Annotated in this window: 22 protein-coding genes and 1 riboswitch; of the genes, 8 read left to right on the forward strand and 14 right to left on the reverse strand. The window is 67.0% G+C overall.

Going from position 1 to position 20,652, the window contains the following annotated elements:
• Positions 1–2 precede the first annotated feature (2 nt).
• The 8 genes from OKW52_RS10845 to OKW52_RS10880 all read right to left on the reverse strand — a co-directional run bounded on the left by OKW52_RS10845 (position 3) and on the right by OKW52_RS10880 (position 8,328).
• Entirely contained in the window at positions 3–785 is a 783-nt protein-coding gene (locus OKW52_RS10845; protein WP_264505716.1) for a cyclase family protein, read from the reverse strand.
• Positions 701–2,107 (reverse strand): TRAP transporter large permease, encoded by a 1,407-nt coding sequence (locus tag OKW52_RS10850; protein ID WP_264505717.1) that lies wholly within the window; start codon positions 2,105–2,107, stop codon positions 701–703. Before OKW52_RS10850 ends, OKW52_RS10845 begins: the two co-directional genes overlap by 85 nt.
• Positions 2,104–2,658, reverse strand: a complete 555-nt coding sequence (locus OKW52_RS10855) for a TRAP transporter small permease subunit (RefSeq protein WP_264505718.1) — start codon at positions 2,656–2,658, stop codon at positions 2,104–2,106. The genes OKW52_RS10850 and OKW52_RS10855 overlap by 4 nt, the downstream gene beginning before the upstream one ends.
• Before the next feature lie 75 nt (positions 2,659–2,733).
• On the reverse strand, positions 2,734–3,813 hold the full coding sequence (locus OKW52_RS10860) for a C4-dicarboxylate TRAP transporter substrate-binding protein (RefSeq protein ID WP_264505719.1): 1,080 nt from the start codon (positions 3,811–3,813) through the stop codon (positions 2,734–2,736).
• A 69-nt stretch (positions 3,814–3,882) separates the two neighbouring features.
• Positions 3,883–4,506 (reverse strand): TetR/AcrR family transcriptional regulator, encoded by a 624-nt coding sequence (locus tag OKW52_RS10865; protein ID WP_264505720.1) that lies wholly within the window; start codon positions 4,504–4,506, stop codon positions 3,883–3,885.
• A 132-nt stretch (positions 4,507–4,638) separates the two neighbouring features.
• Complete coding sequence (locus OKW52_RS10870) at positions 4,639–4,806, reverse strand: hypothetical protein (protein ID WP_264505721.1); 168 nt, start codon at positions 4,804–4,806, stop codon at positions 4,639–4,641.
• Positions 4,772–7,201: an AAA family ATPase gene (locus OKW52_RS10875; RefSeq protein WP_264505722.1), complete on the reverse strand. Its 2,430-nt coding sequence runs from the start codon at positions 7,199–7,201 to the stop codon at positions 4,772–4,774. Before OKW52_RS10875 ends, OKW52_RS10870 begins: the two co-directional genes overlap by 35 nt.
• Positions 7,198–8,328 carry a metallophosphoesterase family protein gene (locus OKW52_RS10880; protein WP_264505723.1) on the reverse strand — a complete coding sequence of 377 codons (1,131 nt, stop codon included), beginning with the start codon at positions 8,326–8,328 and terminating at the stop codon, positions 7,198–7,200. The genes OKW52_RS10875 and OKW52_RS10880 overlap by 4 nt, the downstream gene beginning before the upstream one ends.
• Before the next feature lie 329 nt (positions 8,329–8,657).
• Here OKW52_RS10880 and urtA point away from each other — a divergent pair, with 329 nt between their 5' ends.
• The 5 genes from urtA (at position 8,658) to urtE (ending at position 14,198) form a co-directional block, all read left to right on the forward strand.
• The gene (gene urtA, locus OKW52_RS10885) at positions 8,658–9,929 is read left to right on the forward strand and encodes an urea ABC transporter substrate-binding protein (RefSeq protein WP_264505724.1); all 1,272 of its coding nucleotides are present in this window, start codon (positions 8,658–8,660) and stop codon (positions 9,927–9,929) included.
• Between the two features lie 118 nt (positions 9,930–10,047).
• Positions 10,048–11,646 (forward strand): urea ABC transporter permease subunit UrtB, encoded by a 1,599-nt coding sequence (gene urtB / locus OKW52_RS10890; protein ID WP_264505725.1) that lies wholly within the window; start codon positions 10,048–10,050, stop codon positions 11,644–11,646.
• Positions 11,647–11,662: 16 nt separating this feature from the next.
• Entirely contained in the window at positions 11,663–12,760 is a 1,098-nt protein-coding gene (gene urtC, locus OKW52_RS10895; protein ID WP_264505726.1) for an urea ABC transporter permease subunit UrtC, read from the forward strand.
• Positions 12,757–13,494: an urea ABC transporter ATP-binding protein UrtD gene (gene urtD, locus OKW52_RS10900; protein ID WP_264505727.1), complete on the forward strand. Its 738-nt coding sequence runs from the start codon at positions 12,757–12,759 to the stop codon at positions 13,492–13,494. Before urtC ends, urtD begins: the two co-directional genes overlap by 4 nt.
• A gap of 2 nt (positions 13,495–13,496) precedes the next feature.
• On the forward strand, positions 13,497–14,198 hold the full coding sequence (urtE, locus tag OKW52_RS10905; protein ID WP_127104238.1) for an urea ABC transporter ATP-binding subunit UrtE: 702 nt from the start codon (positions 13,497–13,499) through the stop codon (positions 14,196–14,198).
• Here urtE and OKW52_RS10910 read toward each other — a convergent pair whose 3' ends face one another.
• A complete protein-coding gene (locus OKW52_RS10910; RefSeq protein ID WP_264505728.1) occupies positions 14,199–14,534 on the reverse strand; it encodes a winged helix-turn-helix transcriptional regulator in 336 nt (111 codons plus the stop codon).
• Between the two features lie 92 nt (positions 14,535–14,626).
• Here OKW52_RS10910 and OKW52_RS10915 point away from each other — a divergent pair, with 92 nt between their 5' ends.
• Positions 14,627–15,124, forward strand: a complete 498-nt coding sequence (locus tag OKW52_RS10915) for an MBL fold metallo-hydrolase (RefSeq protein ID WP_264505729.1) — start codon at positions 14,627–14,629, stop codon at positions 15,122–15,124.
• Positions 15,121–15,336, forward strand: coding sequence for an MBL fold metallo-hydrolase (locus OKW52_RS10920; protein ID WP_264505730.1), 216 nt, complete (start codon positions 15,121–15,123; stop codon positions 15,334–15,336). Before OKW52_RS10915 ends, OKW52_RS10920 begins: the two co-directional genes overlap by 4 nt.
• A 2-nt stretch (positions 15,337–15,338) precedes the next feature.
• On the opposite strand, the gene OKW52_RS10925 is transcribed toward OKW52_RS10920, so the two are convergent.
• The 3 genes from OKW52_RS10925 to OKW52_RS10935 are packed head-to-tail and all read right to left on the reverse strand — an operon-like array spanning position 15,339 to position 16,543.
• The gene (locus OKW52_RS10925; protein WP_264505731.1) at positions 15,339–15,758 is read right to left on the reverse strand and encodes a GFA family protein; all 420 of its coding nucleotides are present in this window, start codon (positions 15,756–15,758) and stop codon (positions 15,339–15,341) included.
• A 21-nt stretch (positions 15,759–15,779) separates the two neighbouring features.
• Positions 15,780–16,226 carry an SRPBCC family protein gene (locus OKW52_RS10930; RefSeq protein ID WP_264505732.1) on the reverse strand — a complete coding sequence of 149 codons (447 nt, stop codon included), beginning with the start codon at positions 16,224–16,226 and terminating at the stop codon, positions 15,780–15,782.
• Positions 16,223–16,543 (reverse strand): ArsR/SmtB family transcription factor, encoded by a 321-nt coding sequence (locus OKW52_RS10935; RefSeq protein WP_264505733.1) that lies wholly within the window; start codon positions 16,541–16,543, stop codon positions 16,223–16,225. The genes OKW52_RS10930 and OKW52_RS10935 overlap by 4 nt, the downstream gene beginning before the upstream one ends.
• Before the next feature lie 146 nt (positions 16,544–16,689).
• On the opposite strand from OKW52_RS10935, the gene nagA reads away from it, so the two are divergent.
• Complete coding sequence (gene nagA / locus OKW52_RS10940) at positions 16,690–17,808, forward strand: N-acetylglucosamine-6-phosphate deacetylase (protein WP_264505734.1); 1,119 nt, start codon at positions 16,690–16,692, stop codon at positions 17,806–17,808.
• Positions 17,809–17,845: 37 nt separating this feature from the next.
• Here nagA and metK read toward each other — a convergent pair whose 3' ends face one another.
• Complete coding sequence (gene metK / locus OKW52_RS10945) at positions 17,846–19,012, reverse strand: methionine adenosyltransferase (RefSeq protein WP_264505735.1); 1,167 nt, start codon at positions 19,010–19,012, stop codon at positions 17,846–17,848.
• 7 nt (positions 19,013–19,019) lie between these two features.
• Positions 19,020–19,068, reverse strand: a riboswitch (SAM-SAH riboswitch).
• A gap of 32 nt (positions 19,069–19,100) precedes the next feature.
• A complete protein-coding gene (gene lnt, locus OKW52_RS10950) occupies positions 19,101–20,651 on the reverse strand; it encodes an apolipoprotein N-acyltransferase (RefSeq protein ID WP_264505736.1) in 1,551 nt (516 codons plus the stop codon).
• Between the last annotated feature and the right edge of the window lies 1 nt (position 20,652).

The following is a 20,652-nucleotide window of genomic DNA, read 5'->3' on the forward strand; positions in this document are numbered from 1 at the left end:
GCTCACTCCATGATTGCGACGGCGCGGACGAACCCGGCCGAGGCGCGTTTGATCTTGAACGGAAAGCAGGAAATCCTGAACCCGGTGGCAGGCAACTGGTCCAGATTGGCCAGCTTTTCCATGTGGCAATAGCCGATCTCCATCGAGGCGCGATGCCCCTCCCAGATGATCGAGGGATCGTGGCTTTCGGCGTAGCGCTGCGCGGTGTGGTAGAAGGGCGCGTCCCAGCTCCACGCATCGGTGCCGGTCACGCGCACGCCGCGTTCCAGCAGGTACATCGTTGCCGCCTTGCCCATGCCGCAGCCCTTGAGCAGGAAATCCGGCTGTCCATAGGCCGCACCGGCCGAGGTGTTGATCACCACGATCTCCAGCGGGCTGAGGCTGTGATTGATGCGGTTGAGCTCGGCCTCGACATCCTCGGGCGTGACCACATACCCATCGGGGAAATGGCGGAAATCCAGCTTCACGCCGGGCTGAAAGCACCAGTCCAGCGGTACTTCGTCGATTGTGATCGACGGGCGGCCCCCCGGCACCAGCGCGCGGTCCATGGTCGAATGGTGGTGATAGGGCGCGTCCAGATGGGTGCCGTTATGCGTGCTGACCACCAGCGTTTCGACCGCCCAGCCATCGCCGTCCGGCAAATCCTGCGCGGACATGCCGGGGAAAAAGTCGGTCATCTGTGCCTGCGTCTCGCGGTGGTTCATGTAGTTGATCTGCGGCAGCATCGCGGGCGGGTCCGAGGCAATGCCGGACTCGAGTGCGACGGAAAGGTCGATGATCTGCATACAGGCTCCTTACAGCAGTCCGGTGGACATAGGGGGAAGACGATCAGCGCCAGCAGCACCAGCACCATGATCGCGGCAAAGGGCAGCGCGCCTTTGAAGACATCGCCCAAGGGGATGGACGCATCGTCGAGCGCGCCCTTGATGACAAAGACCGACAGGCCCAAGGGAGGTGTGAGAAGGCCGATCTCGACGGCCAACACGGTCACGATGCCGAACCAGATCAGGTCGATCTGCATCGCCTGCGCGATGGGCAGGACCAACGGCAGGGTGATCATCATGATCGACGAGCTGTCCAGAATGGTGCCCAGCACGATCAGGATGGCACAGAAGATCAGCACGAAACCGACCGTGCCCAGTTCCAGCGCGATGGCCCATTCGGTGACGGCGGCGGGCAGGCCGCTGAGCGACAGAAACCGCGAATACATCGTGGCGGCGATGATCAGAAAGCAGATCGAGGCGGTGATATGCCCGGTCTCCAGCGTCACCTGCCACAGCACGCGCGGCCCGATCCGGCGTTTGACCCCGGCGATGACGATCGCGCCAAGGGCACCGATGGCCCCCGCTTCGGTCGGGGTGAAGATGCCGCCATAGATACCGCCCAGCACCAGCCCGATCAGCGCGGCGATGGGGAAGAGTTTGGACGCGGTATCGCCCAGCAGCGAGCCTTCCTGCACGCTGGCCGGGACCGGGCGCGGCGTGCCGGTGAAGCGGGGCCAGTAGCGCACCATCAGCGCGATGCCGATGCAATAGGCAACCGCCAGCACCAGACCCGGCCCGATGCCCGCCAGAAACAGCAGGCCGACGGATTGCTCGGCCAGAATGCCATACAGGATCAGCAGCAGCGACGGCGGGATCAGCATGCCCAGCACGGACGAGCCCGCCACCACCCCGGTGGCAAAGCGCGCGGTATAGCCGATGCGCATCATCTCGGGCACCGCGACCTTGGTGAACACGGCAGCCGAGGCGATGGAAATCCCGGTAATCGCCGCGAAAATCGCATTCGCCCCGACCGTGGCCATGCCCAGCCCGCCCTTGAGCCGACCCAGCGCGCGGTTGGCGACATCAAAGGTATCGCGGCCAATATCGGCGCGGCTGACCACCAGACCCATCAGCACGAACAGCGGCACAACGCCGAACAGGTAGCTTGAAATGCTCTCGCGCGTGGCCAGCGACATCATCCGGGCGGCGTATTGCGCATTGTCGCGCAGCACCCAGATGCCGATGAACGAGGTCAGCGCCAGCGCGATGGACACATGCATGCCCAGCCAGATCAGGCCCAGAATACCGGCCAGCGACCACAGACCAATCTCGACGCCGCTCATGCGGAGACTCCTTTGACGGCTCGGATTGCCAGCACCAGTGCGCGCAGGCCAAAGACCAGCGCCATCATCGCGGCACCCAGCAAAACGATGCCATGCACCGGCCAGATCGGTGCCAGAAACTGGCCGACCGTGCCGACCATTTCATTTCGCCCGTACGAGCGCAGAAACAGGGGATAAAACGCCGATACCAGCGTGCAAAGCAGCACCGCCCCGGCCAGATGCAACAGCGCGTCAAAGGCCTCAGCCAGACGCGGGTTGTTGCGGTGCAAGGCCCCCAGCAGCGCGTCTGAACGGGTCAGTTTGCCCTGCGCGGTGGTGTTGGCGATCTGCAGGAACACGATGGCGAGGATGGACATGGCGACCATCTCGGGCACGCCCGCAATAGGGCGGTCAAAGAAGAACCGACCGACTACATCCGCGGCGATCAGCAGCATCACGGCCAGAATCATCAGCGTGCCCAGAACGGACAACAGCGCGGTGATCCGGTCGACGAGGCGGGAAAAGGCGTCCAGCGGGGCGATGCCCGTGGAAAGCTGGTCGAGCGAGGCCATGGCAGGGGCTCCGTCAGAGGGAAGAGGGGCCGGAGGGGACAGCGCCCGCCCGGCCCGCAGGGATCAACGTCCCGATCAGCGCATCGACCAGTCGCGGCCCAGATCGGCCCCGGCGGCTTGCAGCGTGGCGACATAGGCGTTCAGCACCTCGGTCGCAGGCAGGCCCGCCGCATCCGTCGCAGCAGCCCAGGTGCCAGCCACGTCGGGCAGAGCGGCGGCCCAGCGCGCGCGCTCTTCCGGGGCCAGCGTGTGAAGGTGGTCAGCATCCGGTGCGATGGCTGCCATGGCGGCCGTCACGCGGGCGCTTTGCTCTTCCAGATAGCCAGCCTGATAGGCCGCAGCCCCGGCGCGCAGGGCGTTCTGGACAACCTCCGGCTGGTCGGCCAGCCACGTCTGGTTGGCAACGATGCCGCCCGCCGATTGCGCGCCAAAGTCGGTCACGGTCACATAGGGCGCAACCTCTTGCAGACGGGCAGGGGCGGCGGCGGTGGCGAACACGATCACCCCGTCAAACACCCCGGTCTGCAGATCGTTGTAATAGGTCGTCAGGTTGCCCGCGACACCGACCGCGCCGGTGCCTTCCAGCCAGTTGACCGCCGGCCCGGGGGCCGCAATGCGGTGACCAGCCAGATCGTCAATCGAGGTGACCGGGAAATTGGTCATGAGGATATAGTTGTCCAGCGCGAAGCCGCCGCCGAGGTATTCGGTATCATAGGTATGCCAGCTCTCGCCCATCGCCGGGATGGTGTCATAGAGCACTTCCATGGCGCTCATCACCATCTGCGCGCTGGAGGGGCCAAAGGGCGTGTTGTAGGTGACGTTCTGCAACGGCAACTGGTTGGGCATGAACACCGTCGGCACGCTACCGATCTCGGCCAGACCGTTCTCGATGGCTTCCAGCTCGCCGCCGACGCCGGCCAGCGTGCCGCCGTAGGCCTCGGTCCAGTTGATCGCATAGCCCGAGCCTTCAAGCGCCGCATCCACGGCTGGGATGAAGGATTCCGTCAGGTGCTTGACCCACAGAAAGATCGGCGGGTGGCCGTTGACGATGGTGATGTCGATGGTCTCGTCAGCCATCGCAGGAAGCGCCAGACCGGCGCTCAGTCCGGTTGCCAGTGCGGTGCCTGCCAAAAGGCGGCGGATGGTCAGTGTCATGGTCTCTCCTCCTCGGTTGGTCGTTGCCGGATCCTCCCCGGACCCGGATTTCTGCGCATTTTCGTGGGGCTACTCGCCGGTTTGCGCCATCGCGCGGATACCCGCCGCGTTAAAGCGAACCGCTCCGGCGATGACCTCCTCCAGATCGTCATCGGCCAGCGCCCCGTCCGACAGGGCCTGCACGCGGCCTGTCGGCGCCATCAGCGTGATGCCGATGGAGATCGTGTTCAGATACCCGCGCACCGCGCCTGCGCGGCCTAGTCCGGGCACCGCAGCGGCCAGTTCGGCCACAAAGAGCCGCGCGATATCGTCATAATAGGCCCCGATGATCCGCTGCGAGCGCGCATCGGTCCCGGTCGCCGCATGGCCCAGCAGGCGGGCATACGAGGCACCGCCGCCCACCGGGTTGCGCCCCATCGTGATCGTCGGGCGAAGCAGGGCGTCCAGCACCATCTCCAGCGTCACGTCGCCCGCCGCATGCAGCTGCGCCAGCCGGGCGCGGCGCGCGTCGTTGATCGCACCCGAGCGCCGGGCGATCACCGCTTCATACAGCGCTTCTTTCGAGCCGAAATAGTAGTGGATCAGCGCGGCATTCGCCTGCGCACACAGGCCGATGGCGCGGGTGGTTGCGCCGTGGAAGCCGTTCTCGGCAAAGACGATCTCGGCGGCATCAAGGATCGATTCCTGCGCCAAGCTCCGGTCCTGTCGCTGCTCAACGGGTCGCGTCACAACCGACTCCCCCGGTTAATTAATCGCCTGATTAAATTGCGGCGCACACGGCCATTCTGTCAATGGGAAACTTTGCATTCTGCAATGCAGCAATGCTCAGCCCACAGGTTCGAACTGCAAAACCGTTCCGCCCAGTTGCCGCAAGGCTCTGGTGCGGCAGCTGAAAACGAGGATCTGCAGATCGGCCGCCTGCGCATGCAAGGCGTTGAACATCGCTTCCATCCGCGTGTCATCGGTGAACACCAGCGCGTCGTCCAGAATCACCGGCGCATGCTGACCGCTGCGCGCCAGCAGCCGGGCAAAGGCCAGCCGGACCAGCAGCGAGATCTGCTCGCGCGTGCCGCCAGAACAGGGTGCCGATCGATTCGATCCGCCCGTCGCGCAGCAGCTCGACCGGCAAAAGGCTGTCGCCGTCGAAGCTCAGCTCGGCGCCGGGCCAGAGCAGGCGGAGCATGGGGCGCAGCTCGGTCAGCACCGGCTCGAAATAGCGGTCGCGGGCGGCGGATTGCGCGGCCTCAAGCGCGCTGATCAGGCAGCGCAGCACCGCCACTTCACGCTCATGCGCATCGCGGGTGGCTTGGGCGGCATTCAGGCGGGCGGTGGCATCGGCGAGGTCTTCCTCGACGCCTTCGCCGGACAGATGCGCGACTGTGGCGTCCAGCCCGGCAAGGGCAGTGTTCAGGGCGTTGATCGCGTCGTCTGCCGCTTTCACCACGCTCTGCGCCCGGCTGAGCGCGGCGCGGCTGGTGGTCAGATCAGGGGCCCCGGCGGCAAGGGCTTGGTGGGCTTGGGCGGCGGTTTGGCGCTGGGCGTCGGCCTGTGTGAGGGCTTGGTTCAGCGTTTCGGCGTCGGGTTTCTCGGCCAGATCGGCGCGCGCGTCGGCCAGCCGCCGGGTGAGCGCGCCTATTTCATGGCGTGCACCAAAGGCGGCCTCGCGCGCGGTGTCGCAGGCGGGGCGCAGGCGGGCGGTTTCCAACTCGGCGGCGGTCTCGGCGGCGCGCGCGCGCTCGACGGCGTCGGTCGCGGTGGTCAGATCGGGGGCCTCGGGCACATCTTGCGGGGCGAGGCGGGCCAGCGCGCCGCGCAGCGCGTCGATGCCTTCGGGGGCAAGGCGCTTGAGGGCTTCCTGCACCTCTTTCAACCGCTGCGCGGCGTCCCCGCGCGCCCGCGCCGCGCGCCGCGCGGCCTCGGGGGCATCGGTGCCGGCCTGTGCCAGCGCGCGCGCCAGATCGTCTTGCGCGCGGGCCAGCCTGTCGGGCGCATCACCCGCGCCGGGGGCGATGGACAGGGTGCCGAGGCCGGGAAGGTCCAGCGTAACGGCCTGCGTGATCGCATGGGGGGTGCTGTCCAGCGGGGCACCGTCGAGTGAGACCGTGGGCGCACCGGGGAGGGGCGTGAAGGTCAGGTGAGGCGCGGTAGCCTGAGCCAGCCCTTCGGCAATGGCAAGGGCTTTGGCCGCGTCCTCAAGGGCTTGCAACTGGCGCGCATCGGGGCCGGTTGCAGCGGCCTCGCGCAAGGCGGGCAGCGTGGCGGCGAGGGTTTCGGCCTGTGCCAGCGTTTCCGAGAGCTGTGCGTGACGCGCGACTTCGGCCCGGCGGGCTTCGATCCTGAGTGCCGCTTGCATCTGCACCTCGGCCTCACGCAGAGCCTTGCGGGCAGCGGCATGGGCGTCGGTGGCTTTGGTCAGCGCGGTTTGCGCCTCGGTCGCGCGGGCGTCGGCCGCCTCGGCGGCAGATTGCGCGGTGCTGCTTTGCGCGGTGAGCGTCTCAATTGCCTGCGCCGTGCGCGTCCGGTTGTCGATCTCGCGTCGTGCCGCTTGCAACGCCAGATCAGCGGCCTTGAGCGCAGCCTCGGCGGCCTGCAACTGGCTGGCGTGACGGTCGGCAGCCTTGAAGGCGGCATCGGCTTGCGTCAGGCGGTCGGTGCGGGTTTTCACCTCTTGCGGGTCGGTCAACTCGGCCAGTTCGCGCCGTTTCGCGCGCCGTTCGCCCAGCGCCGCGCGCAGCTTCGTTGCCTTGTCGGTCAGCTCGGTGACACGGGTTTCCAGCGCGGCCACGGTCTTTTGTGCGCTGTCCAGCGGTCCGCCTGCCTTGGCCCCGCGCAGCGTCACCAGCCGGTCGAGTTCCTCGCGTGCGCGGGCCAGTGCCCGGTCCATCCGCTTGCCACCGGTCAGCGCCGCGATCTCGCCGGTGACCGAGGTCAGCAGATCCTGCCGCGTCTTCACCGCCGCCTTGTCGGTATCGTCCAGCGCCGTGATGCCCTGCCGCACCCAGAGCAGCCCAGCAGGCCCACCATCGGCGGGCGACTGGGTCAGCGCGGCGATCTGCGCCTCGGCCTCGTCCGCTTTGGCGACCAGCTGGCCACCGCGCCAGACCTCGGCATAGGGCCCACGGCCCCAGCGTTTGCGCAGGGTCAGCAGGCCGCGCGCGTCTTCCAGCGTGACCTCGATTTCAGGATTGCCGCCGACATCGGGGCGCAGGGATTTGATCTTGGCCGAGCGGTGGGGAATGAAGAACGCCGCATGGATCGCGTCGAACAGCGTGGATTTGCCGCTTTCATTCGGGGCCGACAGCAGGTTGACGCCGTCACCGATCCCGGCCACGCGCACCGGGCTGGTGAACTGGCGCACATCGTTCAGGGTGACCGAGCGCAGCTTCATGCGCCCTCGCTCAGATAGGCGTAAAGCCGGTTGAGCGCACCGGCAGCGATGCGGCGGTCGTCCTCGGCACGGGCAGGGTCGCGGGCTTGCGCGGCCAGCGCCTCGGCGGCGACGCGCAAAGCGCCGCCGTGGTCGAGCGCGTCCAGATCGGCGGCGTCGATTTCGGTGTCGAGCGTTGCGGTGTCCAGCGCGAAGAAGGCGAATTCCGGGGCGGCGGCCTCGGCCGCGTCGCGCAGCGCCTGCTGTTCGGCCAGCGTGGCGCGGCCTTGCGCGCGCAGGCGCAGGAGGTGGTCGCGGCGACCGGCGCCCGGAGGGGGCAGGAGCGCGGACAGGGCAGCGGCGGCGTCCTGACCGGGGACCAGCGACAGCGGTTGCTCGGTCCAGTCGAACTGGCCGGTTTCCACCCGCGTGATCTGCGGGACAGCCCCGGCGTAAGCGGTCACCGCCAGGCAGGCACCGCGTCCGGCGTGGCGGAATTCCTCGAACTCGGGCGTGCCGGCATAGGCGGTGCGCGGGCCGACCGTCATCTGCCCGTGCCAGTCGCCCAGCGCCAGATAGGCCAGCCCGGCGGTTGTGGCGCGGTCGGGCGGGATGATGCCCTCGTCGCTGGCATCTTCGGAGAAGGTCTGCACGCCGCCATGGGCCAGCCCGATCCTGAGCGTGCCCTCAGCCGTGGCGGCACCGGGCATCCAGTCGGTCAGGTCGCGCCCGGCGTGGCGGCGGGGCAGGGGCGCGGGCAGCAGCGTGACGCCGGGGGCCAGATCGACCGGCGCGGCTTGGGTCAGGGGGTGCACATTGGGCGGCGCGATGCGGGCGATGTTGTCCCACAAGGCTTCGGCCGCGAGGGAATCGTGGTTGCCGGGCAAGAGCCACCAGCGCAGCCCTTGGTCCGCTCCCATCGCCAGCAACGCCTGCCGCCATGTCGGGTCCGCCGGGGTCTCGCTGTCGAAGGTGTCGCCCGCCAGCAGGATGTCGCGCGCGCCGTGATCGCGCGCCGCCTGCGCCAGGCGGGCGATGATCTGGTGCCGCGCCTCGATCAGACGACCGCGCACGCCTTCGGGCAGGCTGCCGAAGCGGCGCCCGAGATGCAGGTCGGCAGAGTGCAGGAAGCGGAACCCGTCGGTCATATCCCGCGCAAGGTGAGCGAAAACCGCACCGGCGGCAAGGTGCCGATCCACTCACGCTGGCGTGATTCTGTGGGGGCATCGGCGGAACTTCGCTTTGTCTGGTGCCCAAAACATGCACTCGACGCTCAGATTTGCTGCTTGGAAGGGCAATTGGCGCTCAAATCTTCGGCGATCCCCGCCTGACATCCTGCCGTCGCGTAAAACCGCGCCACTTTCGCCGCGACGCGGCAATAGCGTGTCCTTGGGCGCATTGACGCCCACCGGAACGCAACTCCGCCCTGCCGGGCGCGACCGTCGCGCCGCAGGGAGAAAAAGATGGACAGGGGATTATGAAAAAACTGCTGCTTTCGACCGCGCTCTGCGCGAGTTTCGCCACGGGCGCTTTCGCGCAGGAAGGCGAGCCGATCCGCGTTGGTATCCTGCACTCTCTGTCGGGCACGATGGCCATTTCGGAAACCACCCTGCGCGACGCGATGCTGATGCTGATCGAACAGCAAAACGAAGCCGGTGGCCTGCTGGGCCGTCCGCTGGAAGCCGTGGTTGTGGATCCCGCCTCGGACTGGCCGCGCTTTGCCGAACTGGCCCGTGAGCTGATCGCCGGTGACGGTGTCGCGGCGGTGTTCGGCTGCTGGACCTCGGTCAGCCGCAAATCGGTGCTGCCGGTGTTCGAGGAACTGAACTCGATCCTGTTCTACCCGGTCCAGTACGAAGGTCAGGAATCGCAGCGCAACGTGTTCTACACCGGTGCCGCCCCCAACCAGCAGGCGATCCCCGCCGTTGACTACCTGCTGGCCGAGGGTGTCGAGCGCTTCTACCTTGCCGGGACCGACTATGTGTACCCGCGCACCACGAACCAGATCCTTGAGGCCTATCTGCTGGCGCAGGGCGTCGCGCAAGAAGACATCATCGTCAACTACACGCCGTTTGGTCATTCCGACTGGCAGACCATCGTCGCCGAAATCGCTGCCTTCGGGTCGACCGGTCGCCCGGCTGCGGTTGTGTCCACCATCAACGGTGACGCGAACGTGCCCTTCTACAACGAGCTGGCCTCGCAGGGTATCTCGGCCGAAGATATCCCCGTCATCGCCTTCTCGGTGGGTGAGGAAGAACTGGCCGGTATCGACACCGCGCCGCTGGTCGGCCACCTGGCCGCCTGGAACTACTTCATGTCGGTCGACACGCCCGAAAACGACGCCTTCATCGACGCCTGGCACGCCTATATCGGCAGCGACGAGCGGGTGACCAACGACCCGATGGAAGCCCATTACATCGGCTTCAACATGTGGGTTGATGCCGTTGAAGCCGCTGGCACCACCGACGCCGACGCTGTCATCGACGCGCTGGTTGGCGTGGCGGTTCCGAACCTGACGGGCGGTCTGTCCTCGATGGGGGCCAACCACCACATCACCAAGCCGGTGCTGATCGGCGAGATCCAGGATGACGGCCAGTTCGAAGTGGTCTGGGAAACCTCGGGTCTGGTGCTGGGCGACGAATGGTCCGACTTCCTGCCGGAATCCGCTCCGCTGATCTCGGATTGGCGCGCGCCGCTGTCGTGCGGCAACTACAACGTCGAAACCGGAACTTGCGGCGGCTCTGAATGAGCCACCGCCGGGGGGCGCCCCTTCCTGCCCCCCGATTTTTCTGCCGCGCGCGGCGTTAGTGCCGCGCGCACCCCTCACAGAACCCGCGACCTGACATCCGCGTCCCCCCGGAGAACCCATGCTCCTGCGCCTGATGACGCTGTGCCTCGCGCTGCTGCTTCCCAGCCTCGCGTCTGCCCAGACCCTCGACGAGCTCGTGGGGCAATTGCCCGACGGAAACTACAATGACCGCGCCGCTTTGGTCACCCGGATCGCCGCCACCGGCGACCCGCGTGCCGCCGGTGTGCTGGACGCGCTGCTTGAGGGCGAACTGGAGCAGCGCACCGCCGACGGCCGCATCGTGCACGTCACCGGCTCGCGCAACAACGAGACGGCTGTGGATGTGCTGACCGGCGAAGAGCTGGGCACCGTCGCGCGGCGGTCCACCGAATCCATCCGCGTCAACAACAGCCTGCGCCGCCAGATCCGCACCGCGCTGGGCGTGTTGACCCTGCGCGATCCCGATCCCGCGCGCCGTCTGGCCGCTGCCGAGGCCGCGCTGCGCAGCCCCGATGCCGATCAGCTCGACCCGTTGTCCGAGGCGCTGGAGGCCGAGCAGAACACCACCATCCGCACCGCGCTTGAACGCGCCCGCGCCGCCACGCTGCTGGCGACCGATGCACCGCTCGACGCGCGCCTTGCCGCCATTGCCACGCTTGCCGATGCGCCCGCGATGACCGTGCAATCCGCCCTGAACGCCCACCGCGCCGATGCCGATCCGCAGATCGCCGCCGCCGTCGCTGCGGCCATTGCCGAGGCCGAGCGCCGTCAGGCCGTCTGGTCGCAGGCGCAGAACCTGTGGTTCGGGCTGTCGCTGGGTTCGGTCTTGCTGCTGGCCGCGATCGGCCTTGCGATCACCTTTGGCGTGATGGGGGTGATCAACCTTGCCCATGGCGAGCTGGTCATGCTGGGCGCCTATACCACCTACGCCGTGCAGCAGGTGTTCCGCGCCTATGCGCCCGACATGCTGGGCTGGTCGCTGGCCGTCGCTGTGCCGGTCGCCTTCCTGCTGGTGGGGGCCGTGGGTGTCGCCATCGAGCGCGGTATCGTGCGCCATCTCTACGGGCGGCCCCTTGAAACGCTGCTGGCGACATGGGGCGTCAGCCTGATCCTGCAGCAATTGGTGCGCAGCCTCTTTGGCCCGACCAACCGCGAGGTCGGCACGCCGGACTGGATGTCGGGCGCGTTCCAGCTGGGCGAGATGACGGTGACATGGTCGCGCGTGTCCATCGTGGTCTTTGCCCTCGTGGTGTTCTTCGGCCTTCTCCTGCTCATGCGGTACTCGGCCTTTGGTCTGCAAATGCGCGCCGTCACGCAGAACCGGCCGATGGCCGCCAATCTGGGCATCCGCACCGGCTACGTCGACGCGCTGACCTTCGGTCTGGGCGCGGGCATTGCCGGGCTGGCCGGTGTGGCGCTCAGCCAGATCGACAACGTGTCGCCGAACCTTGGTCAGAGCTACATCATCGACAGCTTTCTGGTCGTGGTGTTCGGCGGGGTCGGCAACCTGTGGGGCACCTTTGCGGCCGCGCTCAGCCTTGGCATCGCCAACAAGTTCCTCGAGCCTTGGGCGGGGGCCGTGCTGGGCAAGATCCTGATCCTGATCTTCATCATTCTCTTCATCCAGAAGCGTCCGCGCGGGTTGTTCCCGCAGCGTGGCCGCGCGGCCGAGGGCTGATCCCATGAAAGCAAGCATGACCCGTCTGATCGACCTGCGCCTTGGCCTGTTTCTGGCCGCCCTGTTCGCCGTTACCGTGCTGGCGCCCTTGGCCACCACGCTGTCGTCGTCTTCGCCGTTCAACCTGCCCAGCTACCTGATCCCCTTGATGGGCAAGTACCTGTGCTATGCCTTGCTGGCCGTCGCGCTGGATCTGTGCTGGGGCTATGCGGGCATCCTGTCGCTGGGGCACGGCGCGTTCTTCGCGCTGGGCGGCTATGCGATGGGCATGCACCTCATGCGCGAGATTGGCGCGCGGGGCGTCTATGCCAACCCCGAACTGCCCGATTTCATGGTGTTTCTCAGCTATCAGGAGCTGCCGTGGTTCTGGTGGGGCTTTGACAACTTCGGCTTCGCAGTGCTCATGGCATTGCTGGTGCCGGGGCTGCTGGCCTTTGTCTTTGGCTGGTTCGCCTTTCGCAGCCGGGTGTCGGGCGTGTATCTGTCGATCATCACCCAGGCGCTGACCTTCGCGCTGCTGCTGGCGTTTTTCCGCAACGAGATGGGCTTTGGCGGCAACAACGGGTTGACCGATTTCCGCGACGTGCTGGGCTTCTCGCTCTCGGCCCCCTCAACCCGCATCGCGCTGTTCGTGCTGACCGCGATCTGTCTGGCCGCCTGCATCCTGATTGCCCGCGCGATCACTATCTCCAAGGCGGGCAAGGTGCTGGTCGCCGTGCGTGACGCCGAAAGCCGCACGCGGTTTCTGGGCTACCGGGTGGAAAGCTATTCGGTCTTTGTCTTCACCGTCTCGGCAATGATGGCCGGGCTGGCGGGCGCGCTTTACGTCCCGCAGGTCGGCATCATCAACCCCAGCGAATTTGCGCCCGCCAACTCGATCGAGATCGTGGTCTGGGTGGCTTTGGGCGGGCGCGGCACGCTGGTCGGGGCTGCCATCGGCGCGCTGGTCGTCGTGGCGCTGAAAAGCTGGCTCACCGCGACCTTCCCTGATCTGTGGCTCTTCGCGCTGGGCGGGCTGTTCATTCTGGTGACGCTGGCGCTGCCCAACGGGCTGCTGGGTCTGCTCGACCGCTTCCGCCGTGCCAAATCTGCGCCCAAGGAGGCCGCCGCATGACCGCGCAACTCTATCTGGATGGCGTGACCCGCAGTTTCGACGGGTTCAAGGCGATCAACAATCTGGCGCTGTCGGTCGACAAGGGCGAGCTGCGCGCGGTGATCGGTCCGAACGGCGCGGGCAAGACCACGATGATGGACATCATCACCGGCAAGACCCGCCCCGATGGCGGCGAGGTGTTGTGGAACATGGACACCGACCTGACCCGTCTGGACGAGGCGCGCGTCGCCCGGCTGGGCATCGGGCGCAAGTTCCAGAAACCCACGGTGTTCGAGACCCACACGGTCGAGGACAACATCCGCCTGTCGCTGAAGGCCCCGCGCGGGGTGTTTGCCTCGCTGTTCCACCGCTCGACCAAGGCGGAAGAGACGCGGGTCACCGAACTGATGGATCAGATCCGCCTGACCCATCTGCGCTTTGAGGACGCCGCCAATCTCAGCCACGGCCAGAAGCAATGGCTGGAAATCGGCATGCTGCTGGCGCAGGAGCCGCAGTTGTTGCTGGTCGATGAACCCGCCGCCGGCATGACCGACGCCGAGACGATGGAAACCGCCGAGCTGCTCAAATCCATCGCCGGAGAGCGCACCGTGATCGTGGTCGAGCATGACATGGATTTCGTGCGCGCGCTCGATTGCCGGGTGACGGTGCTGCATCAGGGCTCGGTTCTGGCCGAAGGGTCGCTCGACTATGTGTCGGCCCGTGATGACGTCATCGAAGTGTATCTGGGGCGCTGAGCATGTTGGAAATCACCGATCTCACGCTGCATTACGGTGCGGCACAGGCCCTCAAGGGCATCTCGCTGACCGCGCAGGAAGGCCAGATCACCACCGTTCTGGGCCGCAACGGCGTAGGGAAAACCTCGCTGATGCGGGCCATTGTCGGGCGGCATCCGGCCTCGGGCGGGAAAATCCTGTGGAACGGCGAGGAGATCAACAAGCTCTCGCCCCCTGAACGCGCCAAACGCGGCATCGCCTATGTCCCGCAGGGGCGCGAGATTTTCCCTCTTCTGACCGTGCGCGAGAACCTGGAGGCCGCCTTCGCCACCCTGCCGCGCGGTTCGCGCAAGGTGCCCGACGCGGTGTTCGAGCTGTTCCCGGTACTGTTGCAGATGATGAACCGTCGCGGCGGGGATCTGTCGGGCGGCCAGCAGCAACAGCTGGCGATTGGCCGCGCGATGGTCATGCAGCCGCGTCTGTTGGTGCTGGACGAGCCGACCGAGGGCATCCAGCCGTCGATCATCAAGGACATCGGCCGCGCCATCGAATATCTGCGCGATCAGTTCGGTATGGCGGTGGTGCTGGTCGAGCAATATTTCGACTTTGCCCGCGCGCTGGCCGACCGCTTTGCCGTGCTCGACCGGGGCGAGCTGGTCATGTCCGGCACCAGCGCCGACATCGACGCCAACGAGGTCGAGCTGCGGCGCTGGCTGACGGTGTGATCACACCCGCGCGGTGCTCCAGTCATAAAGCTGGACGATGATCGCCCCCAGCGCCTGACCGCGCGGGGTGAGCGCATAGGCCACCCGCCTGCGCGCGTCCTGCTTGGGCGTGCGGCTGATCAGGCCTTCGGCCTCGAACACCCTGAGTTGCTCGGTCAGCACCTTGCGGCTGATGCCGCCAAGGGCGCGTGACAGTTCGAGAAAATGCATCTCACCGCCGGTCAGGCAGTGCAGCAGGGTGGGGCCGTGCTTGCCACCCAGCAGGCGCAGCGTCTCGGCCACCGGGCAAACGCCGGTCACCGGATCGGACCAGGGGCCCGGGGTGTGTGCGGTCATCGTGAACCCTCCGGTTCCCAAAAAGTGCCCAATTGCGATGCTCGGCCATGGATGCGATCAGCCGGACCGCAACACCATAATAGGCGGGTTCGATGATGACGCAAACCTCTGTGCACAGGCTGGCGATGCTCCCTTACGGCATGCTGAACGCATTTCTGCTGGTCCGTCAGGGCAGGGCGCTGCTGGTCGATACCGGCCTGCCGGGTGCGCGGCCCCGCATCGAGCGGGCCTTGCGCGGGCAGGGGCTGGGCTGGGCCGATGTCGCGCTGACCGTGCTGACCCATGCCCATATCGACCACGCCGGATCCGCCGCACAGGTTCAGCGCCACACGAACGCGCCGCTGATCCTGCACCGCGACGAGCTGGCCTATGCGCAGGGCGCGAAGCCGCTGCTCAGGCCCTCGGGGCCGTTCGGCTGGCTGTTCCACAAGACCGGCGCGATCGAGCGGCCCTTCGAGCCGGTCACCCCCGACCGGCTGATGACCACCGACACGCTGGATCTGGCGGATTATGGCTTTCCCGCGCTTTTGGTCCATACGCCCGGCCACACGCCGGGGTCTGTGTCTGTGGTGCTGGAGGGGGGCGGGTGATCGCCGGGGATCTGCTTGCCTCGGGTATCCTGCTGGGCGGGATCGCGTTGCGCGGGCGGCCCAAATCCCCGCCGTTCGAGGAAGACCGCGCCGCCGTCGCCGCTTCGCTGCGCCGTCTGCTGGCGATGGGCTGCGAGACCTTCTATCTTGGCCACGGCGGACCACTGCCCGCCGCCGCCGTGCGCCGTCATATCGAGCGCCTGCGGGGGTGAGGTCAGCCCGTCGGCCCCGCGTCGAACACCGTCAGGCCGGCGTCCAGCCGGTCCCAGTCCAGCCCGCGCAACCCGTAGGTGACGAAGCCGGGCGCGAAGCGTTCGGGCGCGTCCATACTGCCCGGGTGGATCGCCGTGATCCCCGGACTGGCGGCAAAGGTGACGTAAAGGGGGATACCACAGACCGGGCAAAAGGCGTGATGCTTGTCCGTCCCGCTGTCGCCCTTGAGGCTCCAGACCCGAACCGCGCCCGTCAGCGTGACGGCCTCGGTCCCGGCGAACACCAGATAGGACGCGTGTCCCGTTCCGCTGCGCATCCGGCAGTGGGTGCATTGGCAATGCAGTTGCGCGACCGGTCGGCCCTCTGCCTGATAGCGCACCGCGCCACAGCCACAGCCGCCCGTATAGACGTCGTCCGACATCCGGGTTCCTCCCGATAAGGGTTACAGATCAAAGCCCTGACCGGTTTCGAGCAGGGATTTCAGGCTGGACAGCACCATCGGCCAGCCCTTGCTGATGCCCGCAAGCATGCCGCTGTCCGGTTGCAGATCGGTATGGCTGACCGTCAGCTTGACGCCCTCCAGCGCAGGCTCGATGTCAAAGGCGACGGTGCTGGTGTGGGCGGGGTCATGCTGCTGGCTTTCATTCGACCAGCTCAACACCAGACGCCGGGGCGGGTCGCTTTCCAGCACCTTGCCCACCAGATCGACCACATTGGCGTCGCTGGCACGCACATGTTTCCATGTCGAGCCGGGCTGCCAGTCGTCCGAGACATTGGCATGGCCCCAATAGCGCAGCGCGATCTCGGGTTTGATGATCGCCTCGAACACCTGCTCGGGCGTGGCGCGGATATAGGTGACATAGATGAAGCTGGCGGATGTGTCGGTCATGGCTGGTCGCCTTCAAGCTGGGTTTTGAGGTCATGCAAAAGGCTCAACCGGCCTTCCTCGAACTTGCGGATCCAGCGCTCGTAGACCTCGTGCAGCGGGATCGGATTGATAAAGTGCAGTTTCTCCCGACCCTTGCGGGTCGTGCTGAGCAGGTTGGCATCCTCCAGCAGGCCCAGATGCTGGGTCACTGACTGGCGGGTCATGTCCAGCGCCGCGCAGAGCTGGCTCAGCGTCTGGCCGTTGTGATCACACAGGCTGTCCAGCAGCTTGCGGCGGCTGGGGTCGGCCAGTGCCTTGAAAACCTTGTCGTCGTCCATCGGGCCTCGTTTCTCCTGCGACTCAATTAAGCAGGTAAATGCCTGCCTGTCAAGAAAGGCAGTCAAATGACTGCATGACAGGCGACGGACCCCTGTGACTTTCCCGCGCGCCTGTGCTTTTGTGCCCGCAACAACAGGAGGCTGACATGCGGCAGATCTGGCGCGGGGCGCGGGTGTTTGACGGCTGGTCCCTGCGCGACGGTTGCGCGCTGGTGGTTGAGGACGGGCGCGTCGTGGCGCTGGCCGAGGACACGGGCGAAGGCGTCGATCTGGACGGCGGTATCCTTGCGCCCGGTTTCATCGACCTGCAGGTGAATGGCGGCGGCGGCGCGCTGCTGGGGCAGGGTGACCCCGACGCGGCCTTGGCGCTGATGTGCGCCGCCCATGGGCGGCTGGGGACGGCGGGGCTGTTGCCGACGCTGATCACCGCTGACCGCGTGGTAACTGAAGGCGTGCTGGCGGCGGGTATCCGGGCGGCAAAGACGGGGCTGCCGGGGTTTCTGGGTCTGCATCTGGAGGGCCCGCATCTGGACCCGCGCCGCAAGGGCGCGCATGACGCCCGGCTGATCCGCCCGATGGAGGACACCGACCTTGCACAGCTGCTCGCTGCCGCCCGCGCGTTGCCGGCGCTGATGGTAACGCTGGCCCCCGAGAGCGCCACGCCCGCGCAGATTGCCGCGCTGGCGGCGGCGGGGGTGCTGGTCAGCCTGGGCCACAGCGATTGCACCGAAGCACAGGCGCGCACGGCACAGGACGCAGGCGCGCGCGTCGTGACGCATCTTTTCAACGCCATGTCGCCGCTCGGCCACCGCGCGCCCGGTCTGACCGGCGCGGCGCTGGAGGGCACGGCGCAGGTCGGTATCATCCCCGATGGCGTGCATGTCGCGCGCACGCCCTTCCGGCTGGCGGTGCAGGCAGCGGGCGAGCGGCTGTTTGCCGTGACTGACAGCATGGCGGTGGCGGGGACCGACGACGACCGCTTCACCCTGAACGGCCGCACCATTCTGCGACAGGACGGGCGGTTGACGCTGGAGGATGGCACGTTGGCCGGGGCCGATGTCAGCTTTCCGCAGGCGCTGGCGTGGATGACCGCGCACGCCGGGATCGGGCTGGAAACCGCCTTGGCGATGATGACCCGCCGTCCGGCACAGGTGCTGGGGCTAAGCAACAGAGGCGTGCTGACCGAAGGCGCCCATGCCGATCTAGTGCATCTGAGCGACGCGGGCGCGCTGCTCGGTGTCTGGCGCGGCGGCTTGGAGGCCTAGAAAAAAGGGCCGGGAAATTTCCCCGGCCCTGACCGTCTCAGCCCGCTTTCTTCAGCGTCTCGACCAGATCGGTCTTTTCCCAACTGAACCCGCCATCCGCCTCGGGCGCGCGCCCGAAATGGCCGTAAGCCGAGGTGCGCGCATAGATCGGCTTGTTCAGCCCCAGATGCGTGCGGATGCCGCGCGGTGTCAGGTCCATGCTACGCGCCACGATCCGCTCGATTTCCTCATCCGGCATGACGCCCGTGCCATGCGTGTCGACATAGATCGACAACGGCTTGGCCACGCCGATGGCATAGGAAATCTGCAGCGTGCAGCGTTTGGCCATGCCTGCGGCGACGATGTTCTTGGCCAGATAGCGCGCGGCATAGGCGGCCGAGCGGTCCACCTTGGTCGGATCTTTCCCCGAGAACGCACCGCCGCCATGCGGGGCAGCCCCGCCATAGGTATCGACAATGATCTTGCGCCCTGTCAGGCCCGCGTCACCATCCGGCCCGCCGATCACGAAGGTGCCCGTCGGGTTGACCCACCATTCGGTAGTCTCGGAAATCCAGCCCGAGGGCAGGACTTCACGGATGTAGGGCTCGACGATGGCGCGGATGTCGTCCGAGGTCTGGCTTTCCAGCGCGTGCTGCGTCGAGAGCACGATCGAGGTCACCTCGACCGGCTTGCCACCCTCATAGCGCAATGAGAGCTGCGATTTGGCGTCAGGCCGCAGCGTCGGTTCCTGCCCCGATTTGCGCACTTCGGTCAGGCGCTTCAGGATCGCGTGGGCGTATTGGATGGGGGCGGGCATCAATTCCGGCGTTTCATCCACGGCATAGCCGAACATGATCCCCTGATCGCCCGCGCCGTCGCGGTCAACGCCCTGCGCGATATGCGCCGATTGTTCATGCAGGAAGTTCAGAACATGCAGGGTGTTCCAGTGGAAGTGCTCCTGCTCATAGCCGATGTCCTTGATGCAATCGCGCGCGATCTGCGGGATGCGGCCCATGTAGTCCTTCAGACGCTCGGGGTCGGACAGACCAACCTCGCCGCCGATCACCACCATGGACGAGGTGGCGAAGGTCTCGCAGGCAACGCGGGCGTTGGCTTCTTCGGCAAGAAAGGCATCAAGGATGGCATCCGAGATCCGGTCACAGACCTTGTCAGGATGCCCCTCGGAAACGGATTCCGAGGTGAAAATATAGTTCTGTCGGCTCATGGGCGAGTGCTCCGTTAGGGTTCAGCCGTCACGCCAGGAAGCCGTTGTGACGGGATTATTAAGGCGCTAGCGCGTTGTGTCTGGCAGGTCAATCAGCTTGTCGGCTTAATTGGAGGCGTATCAGACCCCATGCCAGCATCGCCAACATCCCCAGACCCAGCGCGATATGCCACGGCAGGTCACCCCATCGCACATAGGGTGTCGGGGGCAGTGCGCCGGGCAGCGCAGCGTCCAGCGCGCCCATCTGGTCCAGCGGCAGAGATGCCGTCACCCGCCCGCGCGCATCGATAAAGGCCGAGATCCCGGTGTTGGCGGCGCGCACCAGCGGCAGGCCGGTCTCGATGGCCCGCAGCCGCGCTTGTGCGAAGTGCTGGTAGGGGCCGATGCTGGTGCCGAACCACGCGTCGTTGGTGGCTTGCAGGATCCATCCGGGGCGCTGTTGGGTGCGCAGGTCGCGGGGAAACACGGCCTCGTAGCAGATCAGCGGCAGCGCCCTGCCTGCCGGGCCGAGGGCCAGCAAGGCCGGGCCGGGGCCGGGGGTGTAGCCCGACAGGGCCTGCGCGGCGAGGCCAGCCCAGCCGTTGCGCGCGGCGTAGTCGCCCAAGAGCGGGATGTATTCGCCAAAGGGGACGAGGTGGTGCTTGTCATAAACGGCACCGACCGTGCCGTCTGCGGCGAGCACGGCCAACGAATTGTAATAGCGCTGAACGCCCTCGGCATCGGTTTCGCGGCGTTGGATGCCCATGACGATGGGCACGCCTGCCGCGTCCGCTGCCATCTCCAGCCCGTCGCCGGGGCGGTCCAGAAAGAACGGCGCGGCGGTTTCGGGCCAGATCACCAGATCGGGCGGCGTGTCCGAGGGGGCGGCGCTCAGATCGAGATGGCGCTGGTAAAAGCCGCGCACCAGATCGTGCTGCCATTTCAGGTCTTGCGGAACATTGGCCTGCACCAGCCGCAGCGTGACGCCCGGCCCTTCAGGCAGCGGCTGAGCCAGCCGCGCGGTGCCCGCGAGCCAGACGCCGAGCAGCGCGACCGCAGCGACAGCCGCCACGACGCCGCCGCGCAGCCAGCGGCGCTGCCGCCAGCGCAGGCCGGCGGTGGCCAAGGCTGCCGACAGACCCAGCGTCAGCGCGCTGAGCAACAACGCCCCGCCATAAGCGGCGATCTGATCCGGCGGGGTGCCGATCCAGATATGGCCGCTCAAGGCCCAGGGAAAGCCGGTCAGCATCACCCCGCGCGCATCCTCAAAGGCCAGCAGCGCCAGCGCCAGCAGCCAGATCCGCGCCACGGGGCGGCGGGTGGCCCAAGCGACCAGCAGCGCCGGAACCGCCCAGAACAGCGCCATCCCCAGCGCCATCAGCGCCAGAGCAAAGGGAGCCATCCACGCGGTGACGGCCGCGTCGACCAGAAACGGATCAATAATCCACGCCATCACCGGCGCGAAATGCGCAAGCCCAGCGACCAGCGCGCGCCCGAACGCGGCGCGCGGCCCCGGCGCGCGGGCCACCAGCCACAAAATCCCCGCCATGCCGAGCAGCGTCAGCGGCCACAAGCCCCACGGCGCCTGACCGGGCGCGGCCAGCGCGCCGCACAGGGCGGCGGCAAGCCACGGGATCAGGCGCAGTCGGGCAGGGGTCATG

The organism is Pararhodobacter zhoushanensis, assembly GCF_025949695.1.
Taxonomy (GTDB): Bacteria; Pseudomonadota; Alphaproteobacteria; order Rhodobacterales; family Rhodobacteraceae; genus Pararhodobacter; species Pararhodobacter zhoushanensis_A.